The 16,006-nt window shown below is 39.7% G+C and carries 14 protein-coding genes; 8 read left to right on the plus strand and 6 right to left on the minus strand.

From position 1 onward, the window contains the following. Positions 1 to 20 precede the first annotated feature (20 nt). The 5 genes from atpE to atpG all read left to right on the plus strand — a co-directional run bounded on the left by atpE (position 21) and on the right by atpG (position 3,972). A complete protein-coding gene (atpE, locus tag ABS766_RS12385; RefSeq protein WP_099085034.1) occupies positions 21 to 218 on the plus strand; it encodes an ATP synthase F0 subunit C in 198 nt (65 codons plus the stop codon). A gap of 99 nt (positions 219 to 317) precedes the next feature. After that, positions 318 to 818, plus strand: a complete 501-nt coding sequence (locus ABS766_RS12390; protein ID WP_408085493.1) for a F0F1 ATP synthase subunit B — start codon at positions 318 to 320, stop codon at positions 816 to 818. A gap of 10 nt (positions 819 to 828) precedes the next feature. Next, a complete protein-coding gene (gene atpH, locus ABS766_RS12395; RefSeq protein WP_408085494.1) occupies positions 829 to 1,356 on the plus strand; it encodes an ATP synthase F1 subunit delta in 528 nt (175 codons plus the stop codon). Positions 1,357 to 1,408: 52 nt separating this feature from the next. After that, positions 1,409 to 2,983 carry a F0F1 ATP synthase subunit alpha gene (gene atpA / locus ABS766_RS12400; RefSeq protein WP_408085495.1) on the plus strand — a complete coding sequence of 525 codons (1,575 nt, stop codon included), beginning with the start codon at positions 1,409 to 1,411 and terminating at the stop codon, positions 2,981 to 2,983. A gap of 122 nt (positions 2,984 to 3,105) precedes the next feature. After that, entirely contained in the window at positions 3,106 to 3,972 is an 867-nt protein-coding gene (gene atpG, locus ABS766_RS12405; RefSeq protein WP_408085496.1) for an ATP synthase F1 subunit gamma, read from the plus strand. 264 nt (positions 3,973 to 4,236) lie between these two features. On the opposite strand, the gene pgi is transcribed toward atpG, so the two are convergent. The 6 genes from pgi to ABS766_RS12435 all read right to left on the minus strand — a co-directional run bounded on the left by pgi (position 4,237) and on the right by ABS766_RS12435 (position 11,580). Next, positions 4,237 to 5,880: a glucose-6-phosphate isomerase gene (gene pgi, locus ABS766_RS12410; protein ID WP_408085497.1), complete on the minus strand. Its 1,644-nt coding sequence runs from the start codon at positions 5,878 to 5,880 to the stop codon at positions 4,237 to 4,239. Positions 5,881 to 5,909: 29 nt separating this feature from the next. Next, a complete protein-coding gene (locus ABS766_RS12415; RefSeq protein WP_408085498.1) occupies positions 5,910 to 7,145 on the minus strand; it encodes a peptidoglycan DD-metalloendopeptidase family protein in 1,236 nt (411 codons plus the stop codon). Positions 7,146 to 7,167: 22 nt separating this feature from the next. Further along, complete coding sequence (locus ABS766_RS12420; protein ID WP_408085499.1) at positions 7,168 to 8,100, minus strand: tryptophan 2,3-dioxygenase family protein; 933 nt, start codon at positions 8,098 to 8,100, stop codon at positions 7,168 to 7,170. A gap of 6 nt (positions 8,101 to 8,106) precedes the next feature. After that, positions 8,107 to 8,874 (minus strand): DUF3108 domain-containing protein, encoded by a 768-nt coding sequence (locus tag ABS766_RS12425; protein ID WP_408085500.1) that lies wholly within the window; start codon positions 8,872 to 8,874, stop codon positions 8,107 to 8,109. 299 nt (positions 8,875 to 9,173) lie between these two features. Then, positions 9,174 to 10,334, minus strand: coding sequence for a 4-hydroxyphenylpyruvate dioxygenase (gene hppD / locus ABS766_RS12430; RefSeq protein WP_408085501.1), 1,161 nt, complete (start codon positions 10,332 to 10,334; stop codon positions 9,174 to 9,176). Positions 10,335 to 10,422: 88 nt separating this feature from the next. Continuing rightward, complete coding sequence (locus ABS766_RS12435) at positions 10,423 to 11,580, minus strand: homogentisate 1,2-dioxygenase (RefSeq protein ID WP_408085502.1); 1,158 nt, start codon at positions 11,578 to 11,580, stop codon at positions 10,423 to 10,425. Positions 11,581 to 11,947: 367 nt separating this feature from the next. On the opposite strand from ABS766_RS12435, the gene ABS766_RS12440 reads away from it, so the two are divergent. The 3 genes from ABS766_RS12440 to ABS766_RS12450 all read left to right on the plus strand — a co-directional run bounded on the left by ABS766_RS12440 (position 11,948) and on the right by ABS766_RS12450 (position 15,998). Then, positions 11,948 to 13,897, plus strand: coding sequence for an AAA family ATPase (locus ABS766_RS12440; RefSeq protein ID WP_408085503.1), 1,950 nt, complete (start codon positions 11,948 to 11,950; stop codon positions 13,895 to 13,897). 140 nt (positions 13,898 to 14,037) lie between these two features. After that, a complete protein-coding gene (locus ABS766_RS12445) occupies positions 14,038 to 15,843 on the plus strand; it encodes a sodium-dependent transporter (protein WP_408085504.1) in 1,806 nt (601 codons plus the stop codon). Continuing rightward, positions 15,840 to 15,998: a hypothetical protein gene (locus ABS766_RS12450; RefSeq protein WP_408085505.1), complete on the plus strand. Its 159-nt coding sequence runs from the start codon at positions 15,840 to 15,842 to the stop codon at positions 15,996 to 15,998. Before ABS766_RS12445 ends, ABS766_RS12450 begins: the two co-directional genes overlap by 4 nt. The last annotated feature ends 8 nt before the right edge of the window (positions 15,999 to 16,006 follow it).

Below are 16,006 nucleotides of genomic sequence, written 5' to 3' on the forward strand. Positions count from 1 at the left end.
ATTTTTATATATACTTTTTTATGGAAGGTACTCTTAACTTAATCGGAGCAGGTCTAGTAGTAATTGGAGCAGGTGTAGGCTTAGGTAAAATTGGCGGTTCGGCAATGGACGCTATTGCCCGTCAGCCAGAAGCTGCTGGTAAAATCCAGACTGCGATGATCATCATCGCCGCTCTACTTGAAGGTTTGGCATTTGCTGCCCTAATCTTAGGCAAGTAATCAGAGAAAAAGTTGGCAATACCTGTAGCGGTTGGCTACAGGTGTTGTTTTACTTATTATTATTGCACATTAAAAGAAACAACTAATTAACAACTTATAATGGAAAAATTAGTAAACGATTTTTCGCTTGGCTTGTTCTTTTGGCAGGCTATAATACTTATAGTACTAATACTACTTTTGGTAAAATTTGCATGGAGGCCAATAATGACGGCCATTACTGAGCGTGAAGCCGGTATTGCCAATGCAATAGCAGCTGCCGAAAATGCACGCAAAGAAATGCAGGCATTACAGGCTGATAACCAGAGGGTATTAAACGAAGCCCGTGCCGAAAGGGATGCTATGATGAAAGAGGCACGTGAAATAAAAGAATCAATGATTGCAGAGGCCAGGACTGAAGCCCAGGCTGAAGGTGCCAAAATGGTAGAGCAGGCAAAAGCTACTATTGAGAGCGAAAAGAATGCGGCTATGGCAGAGCTTAAAAACCAGGTGTCGGCGCTTTCTATAGAAATTGCTGAAAAACTGCTTAAAACAGAACTTTCTGACAGGGCATCGCAAAACAGCCTTGTAGAAAAAATGCTTGACGACGTAAAATTAAACTAATACAATCGGTATGAGCAGAGCTTCAATACGATATGCCAAAGCAATACTGGAGATGGCCCAGAGCAACGGCGCGGCCGATGAGGTAGCCGGAGATATGGCGCTTATTGCCGAAACCGTACAGAATAATAAAGAGCTTGAAGAATTTATCATGAGCCCAAATATTAAGGGTGAGGTAAAGGAAAATGCGCTTAAAGAAATATTTGCGGGCAGTAATACAATTACCCAGGGGCTTTTTCAGTTACTTAAAGAAAATAAAAGGTTTATACTGTTGCCGGCTATAGCCACCAGTTATAAAGAACTGAATGATGTGGCCAATGGCGTGCAGGTAGCTACAGTTACTACGGCTATTGCTATTGATGCTGCATTAGAAGCTAAAGTGCTGGCTAAAATAAAAGAGTTTTCTGATAAAAAAATAACACTTAAAAATATTGTAGACCCGTCCATTATTGGTGGTTTTATAATACGTTTGGGAGATATACAGTATAACGCATCGGTAGCTAACAGGCTTACCAGGCTAAAAAGGGAATTAAGCAATTAAACCCTTATAAATTATAACGTAAACAAACAGGTAATTAAACTTAATTATAAAGATGGCAGAAATTAAAGCTGCTGAAATTTCAGCAATATTAAAGAAACAATTGTCCGGTTTTGAATCGGGCGCTACACTTGAAGAGGTGGGGACCGTACTTCAGGTTGGTGATGGTATTGCCCGTGTATACGGACTGTCTAACGCGCAATATGGCGAGTTGGTAGAGTTTGAGAACGGGTTAGAGGCTATTGTACTAAACCTTGAAGAAGACAATGTGGGCGTAGTATTGCTTGGTCCTTCTACCGGAATTAAAGAAGGTTCTATCGTAAAAAGGCAACAACGTATTGCTTCACTAAAAGTAGGTGAGCAAATGTTGGGCCGTGTGGTAGATACCCTTGGTAACCCTATTGATGGTAAAGGCCCTATTGGTGGCGAATTGTATGAAATGCCCCTTGAGCGTAAAGCTCCGGGTGTTATCTACCGTCAGCCGGTAACCGAGCCGTTACAAACCGGTATTAAGGCAATTGATGCTATGATTCCTGTAGGCCGTGGGCAGCGTGAGCTTGTAATTGGCGACCGCCAAACGGGTAAAACTACCGTGTGCCTTGACACTATTATAAACCAGAAAGAATTTTACGATGCAGGCAAGCCTGTATATTGTATATATGTAGCCATAGGGCAAAAAGCTTCTACAGTGGCCGGTATTGCAAAAACCCTTGAAGAAAAAGGAGCCCTTGCCTATACTATTATTGTAGCTGCTAACGCGTCTGACCCTGCACCTATGCAGGTATATGCCCCAATGGCAGGCGCTGCTATTGGTGAGTATTTTCGTGATACGGGCCGCCCGGCGCTTATCATCTATGATGATTTATCTAAACAGGCTGTGGCATACCGTGAGGTATCATTGCTACTTCGCCGCCCACCGGGACGTGAGGCATATCCTGGTGACGTATTTTACCTTCACTCAAGGTTGTTGGAGCGTTCTGCTAAAGTAATTGCAGATGATACCATTGCAAAAGACATGAACGACCTTCCGGAATCGCTTAGGCAAATTGTTAAAGGTGGAGGATCGCTTACTGCGCTTCCTATCATTGAGACACAGGCAGGAGACGTTTCGGCATATATCCCAACCAACGTAATTTCGATTACTGACGGACAGATATTCCTGGAGTCAGACCTGTTTAACTCAGGTATACGTCCTGCAATTAACGTTGGTATTTCGGTATCGCGTGTAGGTGGTAATGCACAGATTAAGTCGATGAAAAAAGTATCAGGTACACTTAAGCTTGATCAGGCACAGTACCGCGAACTTGAGGCTTTCTCAAAATTCGGTTCAGACCTTGATGCGGCTACCATGAATGTAATTGAGAAAGGTAAGCGTAACGTTGAAATTCTTAAACAATCAGTAAACGATCCGTTTAAGGTAGAAGACCAGGTGGCTATTATTTATGCAGGTACTAAAAACCTGTTGAGAAAAGTGCCTGTAAACAAAGTAAAGGAGTTTGAAAAAGATTACCTTTCTTACCTTAACGCTACCCATAAAGATACTATGGATGCGCTTAAAGCCGGTAAATTTAGCGATGAGCTTACCGATGTGCTTGAAAAAGCCGCTGCAGAAATAGCTGCTAAATATTAATAAGATATCAGATAGTAGTAGTGAGTATTGAGAAATCTGTACTCACTGCTATCATCATAAGAGTTGTGTTTTTGAGAGATATATCTCAATACTAATTTATCACACTCAATACTAATTAGAAAATGGCAAACTTAAAGGAAATACGTAACAGGATTACTTCGGTTTCATCCACTATGCAAATTACAAGTGCGATGAAAATGGTTTCGGCAGCCAAGCTTAAAAAAGCGCAGGATGCCATTACAGCCATGAGGCCTTATTCTCAAAAGCTAACGGAGTTATTACAAAACCTCAGCGCTACGTTAGAGGGTAATACCGGTGGTGCCTTTGCCGAACAACGACCAGTAAACAAAGTGCTTATTGTAGCCATAACTTCTAACAGGGGGTTGTGTGGCGCATTTAATACCAATGTTATCAAACAGGTTAAAAACCTGCAACAGGCCTATGCCGGTAAGCAGGTTGATGTTATGGCTGTGGGTAAAAAAGGTAATGATGTACTGAGGAAAAGCTGTAACATTATAGCTAACAAAAGCTACATTATGGACGATATTACCTATGAGCATGTAGCCGAAGTGGCTCAGGAGCTTATGGATAAGTTTGTAGCCGGAGATTATGACAGGATAGAGCTGGTATATAACCACTTTAAAAATGCTGCTACACAACTGGTGCTTACCGAGCAGTTTTTACCACTGGAGCCAGCACAGGTTGCCGAAGGCGATAAAAATACCGCTTCTGATTATATTTTTGAGCCATCTAAAGAAGAGATTGTAGAAAGCCTTATACCACTTTCGTTAAAAACGCAGCTTTACAAATCAGTACGTGATTCGTTTGCTTCTGAGCATGGTGCCCGTATGACGGCTATGCATAAGGCTACCGATAACGCTACAGACCTGCGTAACCAGCTTAAGCTAACCTACAACAAGGCCCGCCAGGCAGCTATTACCGGCGAGATACTTGAAATTGTTGGTGGCGCCGAAGCACTGAACGGTTAAATTAAACAAACAAACATAGTAAGAAGGGCTATCCGGATAGGATGGCCTTTTTTTATACCCCGTAATTTAGCCTGAAGGCTAAGTAATGGTATATGAGTGCTATTGTAGTAAAATTACACTCAGGGATAGTATAAGATCAAAAAAGCAGAACGTTTAGCCGTAATTATGATACTAAAGCTAAACATTCTGCTATTATTTTTGATAAAATCAGGATTTTCTTTCAGGGGAACACGTTGTTTATGTATCCTAAAATACCTCTGTTATCTATCTTTTCTTTAAAAATTCCTGTAGTAAAAACTCTGTAGAACTGTCGTGTTCTTTAACTTCTCCACCTTGTATTTCGCCTAAAATTGAATTAGCCAGTTGTTTGCCTAACTCTACTCCCCACTGGTCATAACTAAATATATTCCAGATTACGCCCTGTACAAATATTTTATGCTCATAAAGGGCAATAAGCGAACCAAGAGATTGTGGTGTTAGCTTATCAATTAATAACGTATTTGTGGGCTTATTACCACGAAATATTTTAAAAGGGGTAAGGTAGGCTGCCTTTTCTCCGGTTATACCTGCTTTATCAAACTCCGCTTTTACCTGTGCTTCGGTTTTTCCACTTAGCAGGGCCTCGGTCTGGGCAAAAAAGTTAGACATTAATTTATCATGATGGTCCTGATCGCCATGCAACGATTTTACAAAACCAATAAAATCTGTAGGGATAAGTTTTGTGCCCTGGTGTATAAGCTGAAAGAAAGCATGTTGAGAGTTGGTACCCGGTTCTCCCCATATAATGGTGCCGGTTTGATAATTTACAGGGTTACCGTCACGCCCTACACTTTTACCATTACTTTCCATAATACCCTGTTGCAGGTATGGTGCCAGTTTTTGCAGGTACTGGGTATAAGGTATTAATGCTTCGCTTTCGGCATCAAAAAAGTTATTATACCAAATACTAAGCAATGCCATTATAACCGGAATATTTTCTTCAAACTCTGCTGTGCGAAAATGCTCATCCATCTGGTGGGCACCTTTAAGCAGGTTATCAAAATTATCATACCCTACCGCAAGCGCTATAGAAAGGCCAACAGCGCTCCATAAAGAAAAACGGCCACCAACCCAGTCCCACATCGGGAAGATGTTATCTTCATGTATACCAAAACCGGTTACTTTTTCTATATTGGTAGATACTGCCACAAAGTGTTTGGCTACATCATCCTGAGATGCAGATTTTAAAAACCACTCACGTGCAGTTTCTGCATTACTAAGTGTTTCCTGTGTGGTAAATGTTTTAGATACAATTACAAAGAGAGTAGTTTCAGGATCAAGGCCTTTAAGGCTTTCTGCCACATGGTCTCCATCTACATTGCTTATAAAGCGCACATCAAGCTGATTGGCATAAAACTTAAGCGCTTCTACCACCATATTAGGGCCAAGGTCGCTACCGCCAATACCTATGTTTACTATATGCGTAAAAGGTTTGCCTGTGTAGCCTTTTTTCTCTCCGCCAATAACGGCATCAGTAAATTGTTTTATTTTATGTTTTACCTGGTATACTTCGGGCATTACGTTTTCACCGTCAACTTTTATAACCGCCGTTTCGGGAGCGCGTAATGCAGTATGTAATACTGCACGGCCTTCGGTGCGATTTATATCATCACCACCAAAATAACTTTCCATAGCACCCCTTAGATCTACTTCATTTGCCAGTTGTTGTAGCAATTGCAGGGTTTTTTCATTTATGATATTCTTGCTGTAGTCTACCAGGAAATCCTGCCATTTAATATGAAATTTTTCTGCCCTTAACGGATCTGTAGCAAACATTTCCTGTAAGGTGGCAAACTGCATTTCGGCAAAATGGCCGCGCAACTCGTGCCAGGCCTGTGTGCCGGAAGGATTAGTATTTTGTAATGCCATTTTTGTTCAGTTTTTAGGTGTATTTATTATTATTTGATAAATGCTTTGTCTGATACGCGCTCCAGCTCTTCTTTTAAAGGAGCCATTTGTGCCATAAACCGGGGCTTATATTTAGAATCCATAGGTTCGCTGTTCGGAAACTTTTGCTTTAAAGCATCAACCTGTACCCCGTTTTTCCAGAAACGGTAACATACATGCGGCCCCGTAGCCAGGCCGGTACTGCCCACCAAGCCTATGGTTTGCCCCTGCGATACATGCTGGCCCCTTTTTACAAGTATCTTACTCATGTGCAAATATTGCGTGGTATAGGTGTTATTGTGCTTTACTTTTACATAATTGCCATTTCCTGTTGTAAAACCTGCCGCAATAACCACACCTGTTGCAGTAGTCATAATAGGTGTGCCTGTTGGGGCGGCGTAATCGGTACCGTTATGGGCTTTCCACCGTTTTTGTACAGGATGGAACCTTTTGGGTGAAAAACGCGATGTAATGTGGCTAAATTTAAGTGGAGCCTTAAGAAACATGCTTTTTAGCGCTTTACCCTCTTCATCATAATAGCTGGGCTTTTTGGCGGAGGGGTCTGCCTTAAACGGAAAAGCATATTTACGCTCTCCCTTAGTTTCAAAAAAAGCGCCTTCAATACTTTCTACCCCGGCGTATATGGTGTCAGAAATATACCGCTCGTTTATTGTTACGGCAAATTTATCGCCCTTTTGTATTTTAAAGAAGTCAACCGTCCATGCAAAAATTTCCGAAAGCTCCTGTGTAAGTGCTGGGCTTGCGCCTTCTTTACTTACAGTAGCGGCCAGTGAACCTTCAATTTCTGCCGCTATGGTACGTCTTTTTATGGTTATAGGGCGTGTTTTTTTGTAAGCCCTGGCAATAGAATCGCGTACATCTATAACATAATAGCTAAGGCGGTCTGCCTGATAAATAAATACCTGAAGGGCATGAGGGTCTTTTTTATCTTTAAGCAAAGTATAAGGCTTACCCACGCGTATATCCCTAAGGTTAAAGCTATCGCGAATGGCTTCGGTTACATTATACACCTGCCCGGCATCATAACCTTCTTCCTGCAACAGCCCCCCAAAGGTGTCACCATTTTTTATGGTATCATGTACTAATTCAAAATCATTCAGTATAAAGCCAAATTCTTTTACAATGGCAGGTTTTGTGGTAACTACTGGCTCAGGGATATCATCTTTTTTGTCTTTATGGCAAGATATAAGGGTAAAAACAAACAGTATTAAAGCGACGTATTTCAATTTCTGAATTTCTTAAGGACAGTTAAACATTTTCTCCCCAGTTACGCAGTTCTTCTGCGCTCCACAATTCCGGGAAAAATATTCTTCTCTGGTATTTTGGGTGCATATACTTTTTCCATTCGCTGCCCCCGGTAGCTTCCTGCGGCCCGCTCTGGCTTTCAATATATTTTATGGCCGTATTATAGTGGCCCATTACCCATGTTACATTTACCGTATAATCATAATGGCGCATTGCTTTTATTAATTCGGGATTTTCACGGCTTTCTTCAGGAAGCTCTAAAAACTTTTGCCAAATGTTTATGGTGTTATATTCTTCCATATAACGCAAAAACTCACCTTTATATTTTCGTTCAAACTCCTGTAACAGATAAGTTTTTTGTCCGGTTTTATAATCTTTGCCGGCAGCCTGCCAATACAGGTGTTCTAAAGCATGCTCATAAGGTGTGTTGCGGTCTATTGTTTCGCGGTAGCGGTAATCTATAAGGTTAATAAGGTCTGTGCTGGCAAACTCTATAAGCCTGTACTGTGCGCTCTGGAAACCGCTTGCCGGTGTAAGTGTATTACGAAATTTCATATACTGCTCTACCTCCATACCATCGCCCATTATAGTAAATGAGGTGGTGAGCATATCGAAATAGCGGCTTATGCGCATTAATTTTTCGGTAAAAAAAGCAGTGGAAGGCTGAGCGTTATGGCATAACTGCTCCACCTCCCACAATATCATTTTAAATAATAATTCATTTATCTGGTGATACATTATAAACACCATCTCATCGGGCAGGGTAGTGCGCTGTATCTGCAGGTTTAACAGTGCATCGGTATTTATATAGTCCCAATATGTTATTGGTTTAGACCATAATAACCCCTCAAGGTGGGTTTCTGTTTTTTGGTTTATTGCCCTGAATTTTTTATCAAGATCATCCAGCTTTTCAGCTATTGGCGATGTTATATCCATCAAATGTTATTTAGATTTTATTTTAAAAGAATGTGCCAGGCCTTTAAATTCTTCGAGGTCTGCTTTTAACGACCCTACAGCCAGGCTGGCTTTTATTCTTAAAGGTACTTTATTTGCGTCATCGCTAATCCATACGGTAAGGCTTTCTTCTTCTTTAAATACGCGGCCTGCCTGTACATATGGCCTGAAAACCAGTGTAGAAATTACACCAAATTCGGTTTCTATATCTTCGTGGCCAATAAGCTTAAGTTTAAATTTGGTAACCTCATCGTCAAAAAACATATCTACGCTTATAGATTCGCCTACTTTCATCTTATCCACATCGGGGTGGTTCCTTAAATAGTAAAAGGTTGAAACAATATCCTGTACATTTTCGGTAACCGAAATGGTTTTCTGCTTTTTGTTTTTATAGTCTTTAACCAAAACCGTATTACTGTCCTGGTTAAAAAATCCCTCCTGGTTTTTGGTGTAGCCGCCTTCATCTATTTTACGTACAAACTGGTAGGGTTTTCCTGATTCTTTATCAAAATAACTTTCATAAAGGTCATTAACCCTGAAAAAGAGCTTGGTCATGCCGGTAGTGTAGCCTTTGCCTACAACATGAAATACTCTTTTATTATTTCTTACGGCATCTTTTACTTCCAGGGTAGCATACCCAGCATTTACCAGGCCGTAATGAATCCTGAATTTAAAATACTCACCTGTTTTAAACGCCTCTTGCGAAATTGCATCTCCGGCAATTAAAAACATCATCATTGCTAAAAATTTCTTCATAGGTATTTTCGTTTTTGGTGTCTGTTTCCGGATAATGCAATTTCTGTTCCAAAAATACTAAACAAAAAAACCCAGTCAAAATAAAGACTGGGTTTTTATGCTATTAATAACCAAAAAACTATAAATTATGAAAAGTTATTTGCAAAGCTTAAAAAGCTTGCTCACTTGCATTTTTGCGAGGTGCAAATGTATGCTGACTGTTGAGTTTTTCTCTATAAAAAGCCATATTTAACACGCAAACTTTAAAATGTAAATAGTTTTAAGGATAAATTTTGATTATTCAATATTTTTAAGAGGTATTATAGCGTACCCCTTAATTCCTGTTCACGCTCAATACTTTCAAACAGAGCCTTAAAGTTACCTGCGCCAAAGCCACGGGCACCCATACGCTGTATGATTTCGTAGAAAAGCGTTGGCCTGTCTTCTACCGGTTTGGTAAAAATTTGTAACAGGTATCCTTCTTCATCGGCATCTACCATAATACCCAGGCTTTCCAGCGCACTAATATCTTCTTTCATAATGCCCATGTGCTCGCCCAGGCGGTTGGGCACATCCTGATAATATGCGTGTGGCGGTGTAGATAAAAACTCAACGCCACGTGATTTCATATCGCTAACGGTTTTAATAATATCATCGGTAGCAATGGCAATGTGTTGCACCCCAGGGCCACCGTAAAAATCAAGATACTCTTCAATCTGCGACCTTTTTGCACCTTCTGCCGGCTCATTGATTGGGAATTTTATACGGCCGTTGCCGTTACTCATCACTTTACTCATAAGGGCAGAATATTCAGTATGTATCTGCTTATCGTCAAACGAAAGAAAGTTTACAAAGCCCATAACATCTTCATACCATTTTACCCACGTATTCATTTCATTCCAGCCTACGTTGCCCACCATGTGGTCTACATATTTAAGCCCTACAGGCTCCGGGTTGTAATCGGATTTCCATTCTTTATACCCGGGAAGAAAAGCCCCGTTGTAGTTTTTACGCTCTACAAACATGTGCACGGTTTCGCCATAGGTATAAATACCGGCACGCACTACTTCGCCAAACTCATCTTTTTCAACCGTTGGTTCCATATAAACTTTTGCGCCACGCTTTGTGGTTTCTTCAAATGCGCTGCGGGCATCTTCTACCCAGAGCGCTACTACTTTAACACCATCGCCGTGCTTTACAATATGGTCATTCAGCGGAGAATCTGCATTCAGGGGAGTGGTAAGTACCAGGCGTATTTTATCCTGAACAAGCACATAGCTTGCCCTGTCTTTTACTCCGGTTTCCAATCCTGCATACGCATGGCTCTGGAAACCAAAGGCCGTTTTATAATAATGGGCGGCCTGCTTGGCATTACCCACATAAAATTCTACATAATCGGTACCCATAAGTGGCAGGAAATCCTGCGCGCCTTCAAATATTTTTTCCAGGCCGTATTCTACACTTTTTACTTCTTTACTCATGATTTATATTTTTTATCCTCACCCAAAAGGTGCAGGTTATTATTGTTGTTTTAACTCCCCTCTCTTGGAGAGGGGCCGGGGGAGAGGCCTACTCTACCCAGCTCTTATAATATTTACCATCATCTAAGCCCATAGCGGCTTTGGTAACCATCAGCGGACGGAAGGTATCTACCATTACCGCAAGCTCTTCGGTACCTGTATGACCTATACTACGCTCTGTAGCTCCGGGTGCAGGCCCGTGCGGAATACCTTTAGGGTGCAGTGTAATATGCCCCTGCTCTATATTGTTACGGCTCATAAAATCGCCATCAACATAATACAGCACTTCATCACTATCTATATTGCTGTGGTTGTAGGGTGCAGGTATAGACAGCGGATGATAATCATACAGCCTTGGGCAGAACGAACATACTACAAAAGCAGGTGTTTCAAACGTTTGGTGTACCGGAGGCGGTTGGTGCACACGCCCGGTTATCGGCTCAAAATTATGGATACTGAAGGCATAGGGGAAGTTATAGCCATCCCACCCTACAACATCAAACGGGTGCGTGGCATATACCACCTCATGCATCATACCCTCTTTTTTTATTTTGATGACAAAGTCGCCTTTTTCATCATAGGTTTCCAGCTCCTGCGGCAGTTTAAAGTCGCGTTCGCAAAATGGCGAATGTTCCAGTAGCTGGCCGCTGGCGTTTTTATAACGCTTGGGTGTGTAGAGTGGCGCGGTAGATTCTACATAAAAAATACGGTTGTCTTCGGTATCAAAATCTATCTGGTAAATCATGCCGCGGGGAATGATAAGGTAATCGCCGTATTCAAACGGAATGTTACCCATAAAGGTACGCAGGGTACCGGTGCCTTTGTGGATGAACAGCATTTCATCTGAATCGGCATTTTTGTAAAAATATTCCCTGAGCGACTTACGCGGGGCGGCAAGCCCGATGATACAGTCGCGGTTTACCAGCATATCGGTACGGCTGTCTAAAAAGTCGTCTGCGGGCTGCAGTTCAAAACCTTTAAACAGCAGCGATTTTATATTCTTGTCTATGGCAATTTCCGGCGCAACAGAATACGATTTCAGTATTTCCTTTACCTGCGTGGGGCGGTGTACCTGGTACAGCAGCGACGAATGGCCGTGGAACCCCTCGGTGCCAAAAAGCTGCTCGTAGTACAGGTTGCCGTCAGGCTTGCGGAACTGCGTATGGCGTTTTTGCGGAAACGTGCCCAGTTTGTGGTATATAGGCATGGTTATGAGTTTTTTATAAAATTACACAATAAAAACGTGCTGAACAAATAAGGGCTTGCTCACTCCGGGTTACGTTTTATGAGGAATTTTAAATGCGATAGCAAATCGCGGTATTGCAATATCATAATTACAAATATCGGAAAAATTTAATTTTATGCCGATAATTTGCAGTTAAATTGTGGAGTTGGTAAATTATAGTTAGCTTTTTAATTTGCTGGCTCGAGTGTCACACTCATGCATTTTATAATACTTTGGCACAAGCAAGATGCTTGCTAATTTCCAAGAAGTCATATTATACTTATACTAATGTAATTGAAATGAGATTTTTAGTAAATTTGGGATAAACCAATTATTAAGTAAATTTATTATGAAATTAAAAAGTGTTATTATTCATAAATATAAAAGTTTTGAAAGTGACCAAAGTTTCGATGTTCACAACAACATAACTATTTTGGTTGGGATGAATGAATCAGGAAAAACTTCTGCTTTGGAGGCTATTGCAAAAACAAATTATTTTCAAGATGACAAAAAATTTAAATTTAATTTAACTCATGATTACCCAAGAAGAGAAAAAAAGTCTATAGATAAATCTAACGACACTCCTAAAGCAATAACTTCTACTTATGAATTAGAGGATGAATTTTTTGAAAAAATTAAGAATGATTTAGGAGAAGGAGTATTTCAGCAAAAAGAAATTTCACTTACTACTAAATACAATAATTTAACAACCTACAATGAGATTAACGTAGATAAATCAAAATTTTTCACGTTTTATCTAAAAAAATTAGGCGTGTATAGTAAAGTTCTTTTTGATAAAGTAAACAGTATTAAAAATGAAACAGATCTAGAACTTATTATTAATGAATATAAAGATGAAACAATAATTTCATCTTTAAAAAAGATCGTTCCTTTTGTTAAAAACATTTGGGACTGGCAAAATCCAATTAAGGAATATATAGCAAGAGTTTACATACAACCCGCTATACCTAAATTCTTGTATTATGATGAATATTATTCTCTCCCTTCAAGGATAGCAATAGAAAAACTTGAAGAGAAAGATTTAGGAGAAGAAGAACTTAAGACCGCTAGAGCTTTGCTAGAATTAGCTGATTTAAAGCCTTCGGATATTTTAACAGCAAACGATTTTGAAGATTATATAGCAGAATTAGAAGCTACAGAAGCCATAATAAGTGATGAACTTTTCAAATATTGGTCCACAAATAAGAATTTAAATATTGAATTCAAAATTGAAGCACGAGAGGGAAAAATAACAAAAAAAATTATTAATGACAGAAGAGAAGAAGAGGTTATAGAAATTAAAATTGTTGAACATATTTTAGATATAAGAGTAAAAAATCAAAGAACCCGTGTTTCATTACCATTGAAAAATAGAAGTAAGGGTTTCAATTGGTTTTTTTCTTTTTTAGTATGGTTTAAAAAAATTCAAGAAGACAGAACTTCAAAATATATTCTACTTCTTGACGAACCTGGACTGAATTTACATGCATCTGCTCAAGCAGATATGTTGGATTTTATTGAAGATTTATCAAAAGATTATCAAATTCTATATACTACACACTCCCCATTTTCGATTCCTTCAGGAAAATTAGACAGAGTACGAACAGTATTGGAAACAGAAAACGGATCAGTTATATCGGACAGCATACAAGAAAAAGATCCAAACACTTTATTTCCGCTTCAAGCCGCTTTAGGTTATGACATTGCACAGAACTTATTTATTAATAATAAGAATTTGCTTGTAGAAGGTGTTTCAGATTTAATTTTCTTAACAAAAATATCAGGGGTTCTCGAATCTCAAGTAAGAAGTTGTTTAGAAAGTGATATTACCATTGTACCAACAGGAGGATTGGAAAAAGTAGCAACTTTTATTTCACTTCTGAGAGGGTCAAAATTAAAGATAGCTTGCCTCCTTGATTCATATACAGATCAAACAGGGAAAGCAAAAATGGATAGAATGATTACTGATAAAATAATCAGCAAAAGTAAAATACGATTCTTTGATGAGTTTATAGAAGGTTATAGCACAGCAGATTTAGAAGACTTAATAGCAAAACAGGATTATCTAAAATTATTTAATTCAGCATTCTCAGAATATCCTGACATAAAGTTGGATGAATTAAGCGCTTCAATAATGCAGATAATAATTCAAATTAATAAGCATCTAGATATAAAAAGATTTAATCACTACCGCCCCGCAAATGAATTATTAAAAATTGGGGGGAATGACTTTTTTAGTGAAAGCACATTAAATAACTTTGAAAAAGTATTTATAGAAATAAATAAATTATTCAATTAAATAAAATTTACTAAAACACACCTTTTTAGTTAAAAAGCTGTATTTAACAATATTGGCTGCCGCTTATATTTTAACTTTTCTTTGTATTTGCGTTACATTTTCTATCTTTGAGGCTTTAACCAAAAAACAATCCTTATTATATGGCAGCAAAAGCAGAATCCTGGGGTTCACGCGTAGGCCTTATACTTGCTATGGCCGGTAATGCAGTTGGCCTGGGTAACTTTTTACGTTTCCCGGTGCAGGCAGTGCAAAACGGCGGTGGCGCATTTATTATTCCGTACCTTGTATGTTTTGTGGTAATGGGTATCCCGTTACTTTTTATAGAGTGGTCTACAGGGCGCTTTGGCGGTAAATTTGGTAACCACAGTACCCCTTATATTTTAGATACTATGGCCAAAGGCCGTATATGGAAGTATATTGGGGTGTTTGGTATTTTTACTAATATAGCCGTAGCATCATACTACTGTTATATTGAAAGCTGGACTATGAGCTATGTGTACCACTCGGTAGCCGGTACATTTAGCAGTATGGACCAAACCGAGGTTGCCGGATTTTTTGATAAATATACCACCATTGGAAAATCTACCACAGGCATACCGTATGAGGCTGTACTGTTTTATATACTTTGCTTGCTATTAAATACTTATATTTTATCTAAAGGGCTTAAGGGCATAGAGAAAGTAGCCAAAATAGGCATGCCATTACTTATATTATTTGGTGCTATACTGGCTGTCAGGGGGCTTACCCTGGGTACTGACGGTGCTTCGGCGCTTTTTCCTGATGCTAATGCATGGGATGGCCTTAACTTTTTATGGACTCCTCAATACGATTCGCTTACCAACCCTAAAGTGTGGCTGGCTGCTGCCGGGCAGATATTCTTTACCCTATCGGTAGGTATGGGTACCATTCATTGTTATGCGGCTTACCTGCGCTCTAAAGATGATATTGCCCTTAATGCGGTTTCTGCCGGATTTATGAATGAGTTTGTAGAGGTAGTATTAGGTAGCCTTATTGTTATACCTATTGCTGCCGGTTACCTTGGGCTTGACTGGGTACTGCAAAATGCAGGTTTTGGTATGGCGTTCCAAACCATGCCGTACCTCTTTCAGCAATGGGGCGATGTACTGGCGGTATTTGCAGGGCTGTTTTGGTTCGGCCTGCTCTTTTTTGCGGGTATTACCTCATCTCTCGCCATGGGTACCCCGTGGATGGGCTTTATGCGCGATGAGTTTAACTGGAGCGGTAAAAAAGGCGCATGGTCTTTTGGTTTACTGGCTCTTATTATGGGCTTGCCCACAGTATTTTTCTTTAAAGAGGGTGTTTTTGATGAATACGATTACTGGGCCGGTACCGTGAGCCTTGTGGTATTTGCTTTCCTTGAAACCGTATTGTTCTCCTGGATATTTGGTGTAAAACGCGGCTGGGAAGAAATTAATATGGGTGCCGATATTAAAGTGCCCGGTATATATAAATACATCATACTTATAGTAACGCCATTACTGCTGGGTTGGGTGCTTATTGCCAGCCTGCCCGATATGGCGGCTAAACTTGCTAATAACGATACCAACAATAAAGAATGGTTTGCCGATGCGTATTATGCCGAAGATATGGGCGGAAAAACGGCTGTGGTAGACTCTGTAGCGCCAAATTTTGTAAGGCTTGCTTTTGATAGTACAAAAGAGGTGTATAACAAAAAGAAAGATATGCTGGAAATGGTAAGCTTTAAAGATTATAAAACGTATAGTTTTAAGCCGGGCCAGTCAACAATAGTTAACGAGGGGCAAAATATTAATGCTAAAGATAAAATTGCCGAAGGTAAATTTACTAACCATGTTTTTTATAAAACCATAGGCAGGTTATTGCTTGTGGCACTATTTCTGTTTATTAGTTTTATGGTATACAGGGCTTATTTAAAACGTGTTAAAGAAGGAAGGGTACATTCATGAAAACAGAAGCAATAATAATAATGGCTACGGCGCAGGGCATAGTAATTGCCCTTACCGCATACTTTTTTTATAAAGTACTTACTATAAAACCAAAACCGGAACCCGATTCGTACTCTGAAAATGATGACGAAACCGAAAGGCAGGGTCAGGCTTAATTTAAGTC

Origin of the sequence: Flavobacterium rhizosphaerae (genome assembly GCF_046000445.1) — a bacterium.
Lineage (GTDB): Bacteria > Bacteroidota > Bacteroidia > Flavobacteriales > Flavobacteriaceae > Flavobacterium > Flavobacterium rhizosphaerae.

Bases quoted from the DNA above. Each gene is read 5' to 3' on its own strand.
- atpE (WP_099085034.1), top strand. From the start codon at position 21: ATGGAAGGTACTCTTAACTTAATCGGAGCAGGTCTAGTAGTAATTGGA.
- ABS766_RS12390 (WP_408085493.1), top strand. From the start codon at position 318: ATGGAAAAATTAGTAAACGATTTTTCGCTTGGCTTGTTCTTTTGGCAG.
- atpH (WP_408085494.1), top strand. From the start codon at position 829: ATGAGCAGAGCTTCAATACGATATGCCAAAGCAATACTGGAGATGGCC.
- atpA (WP_408085495.1), top strand. From the start codon at position 1,409: ATGGCAGAAATTAAAGCTGCTGAAATTTCAGCAATATTAAAGAAACAA.
- atpG (WP_408085496.1), top strand. From the start codon at position 3,106: ATGGCAAACTTAAAGGAAATACGTAACAGGATTACTTCGGTTTCATCC.
- pgi (WP_408085497.1), bottom strand. From the start codon at position 5,880: ATGGCATTACAAAATACTAATCCTTCCGGCACACAGGCCTGGCACGAG.
- ABS766_RS12420 (WP_408085499.1), bottom strand. From the start codon at position 8,100: ATGGATATAACATCGCCAATAGCTGAAAAGCTGGATGATCTTGATAAA.
- ABS766_RS12425 (WP_408085500.1), bottom strand. From the start codon at position 8,874: ATGAAGAAATTTTTAGCAATGATGATGTTTTTAATTGCCGGAGATGCA.
- hppD (WP_408085501.1), bottom strand. From the start codon at position 10,334: ATGAGTAAAGAAGTAAAAAGTGTAGAATACGGCCTGGAAAAAATATTT.
- ABS766_RS12435 (WP_408085502.1), bottom strand. From the start codon at position 11,580: ATGCCTATATACCACAAACTGGGCACGTTTCCGCAAAAACGCCATACG.
- ABS766_RS12440 (WP_408085503.1), top strand. From the start codon at position 11,948: ATGAAATTAAAAAGTGTTATTATTCATAAATATAAAAGTTTTGAAAGT.
- ABS766_RS12445 (WP_408085504.1), top strand. From the start codon at position 14,038: ATGGCAGCAAAAGCAGAATCCTGGGGTTCACGCGTAGGCCTTATACTT.
- ABS766_RS12450 (WP_408085505.1), top strand. From the start codon at position 15,840: ATGAAAACAGAAGCAATAATAATAATGGCTACGGCGCAGGGCATAGTA.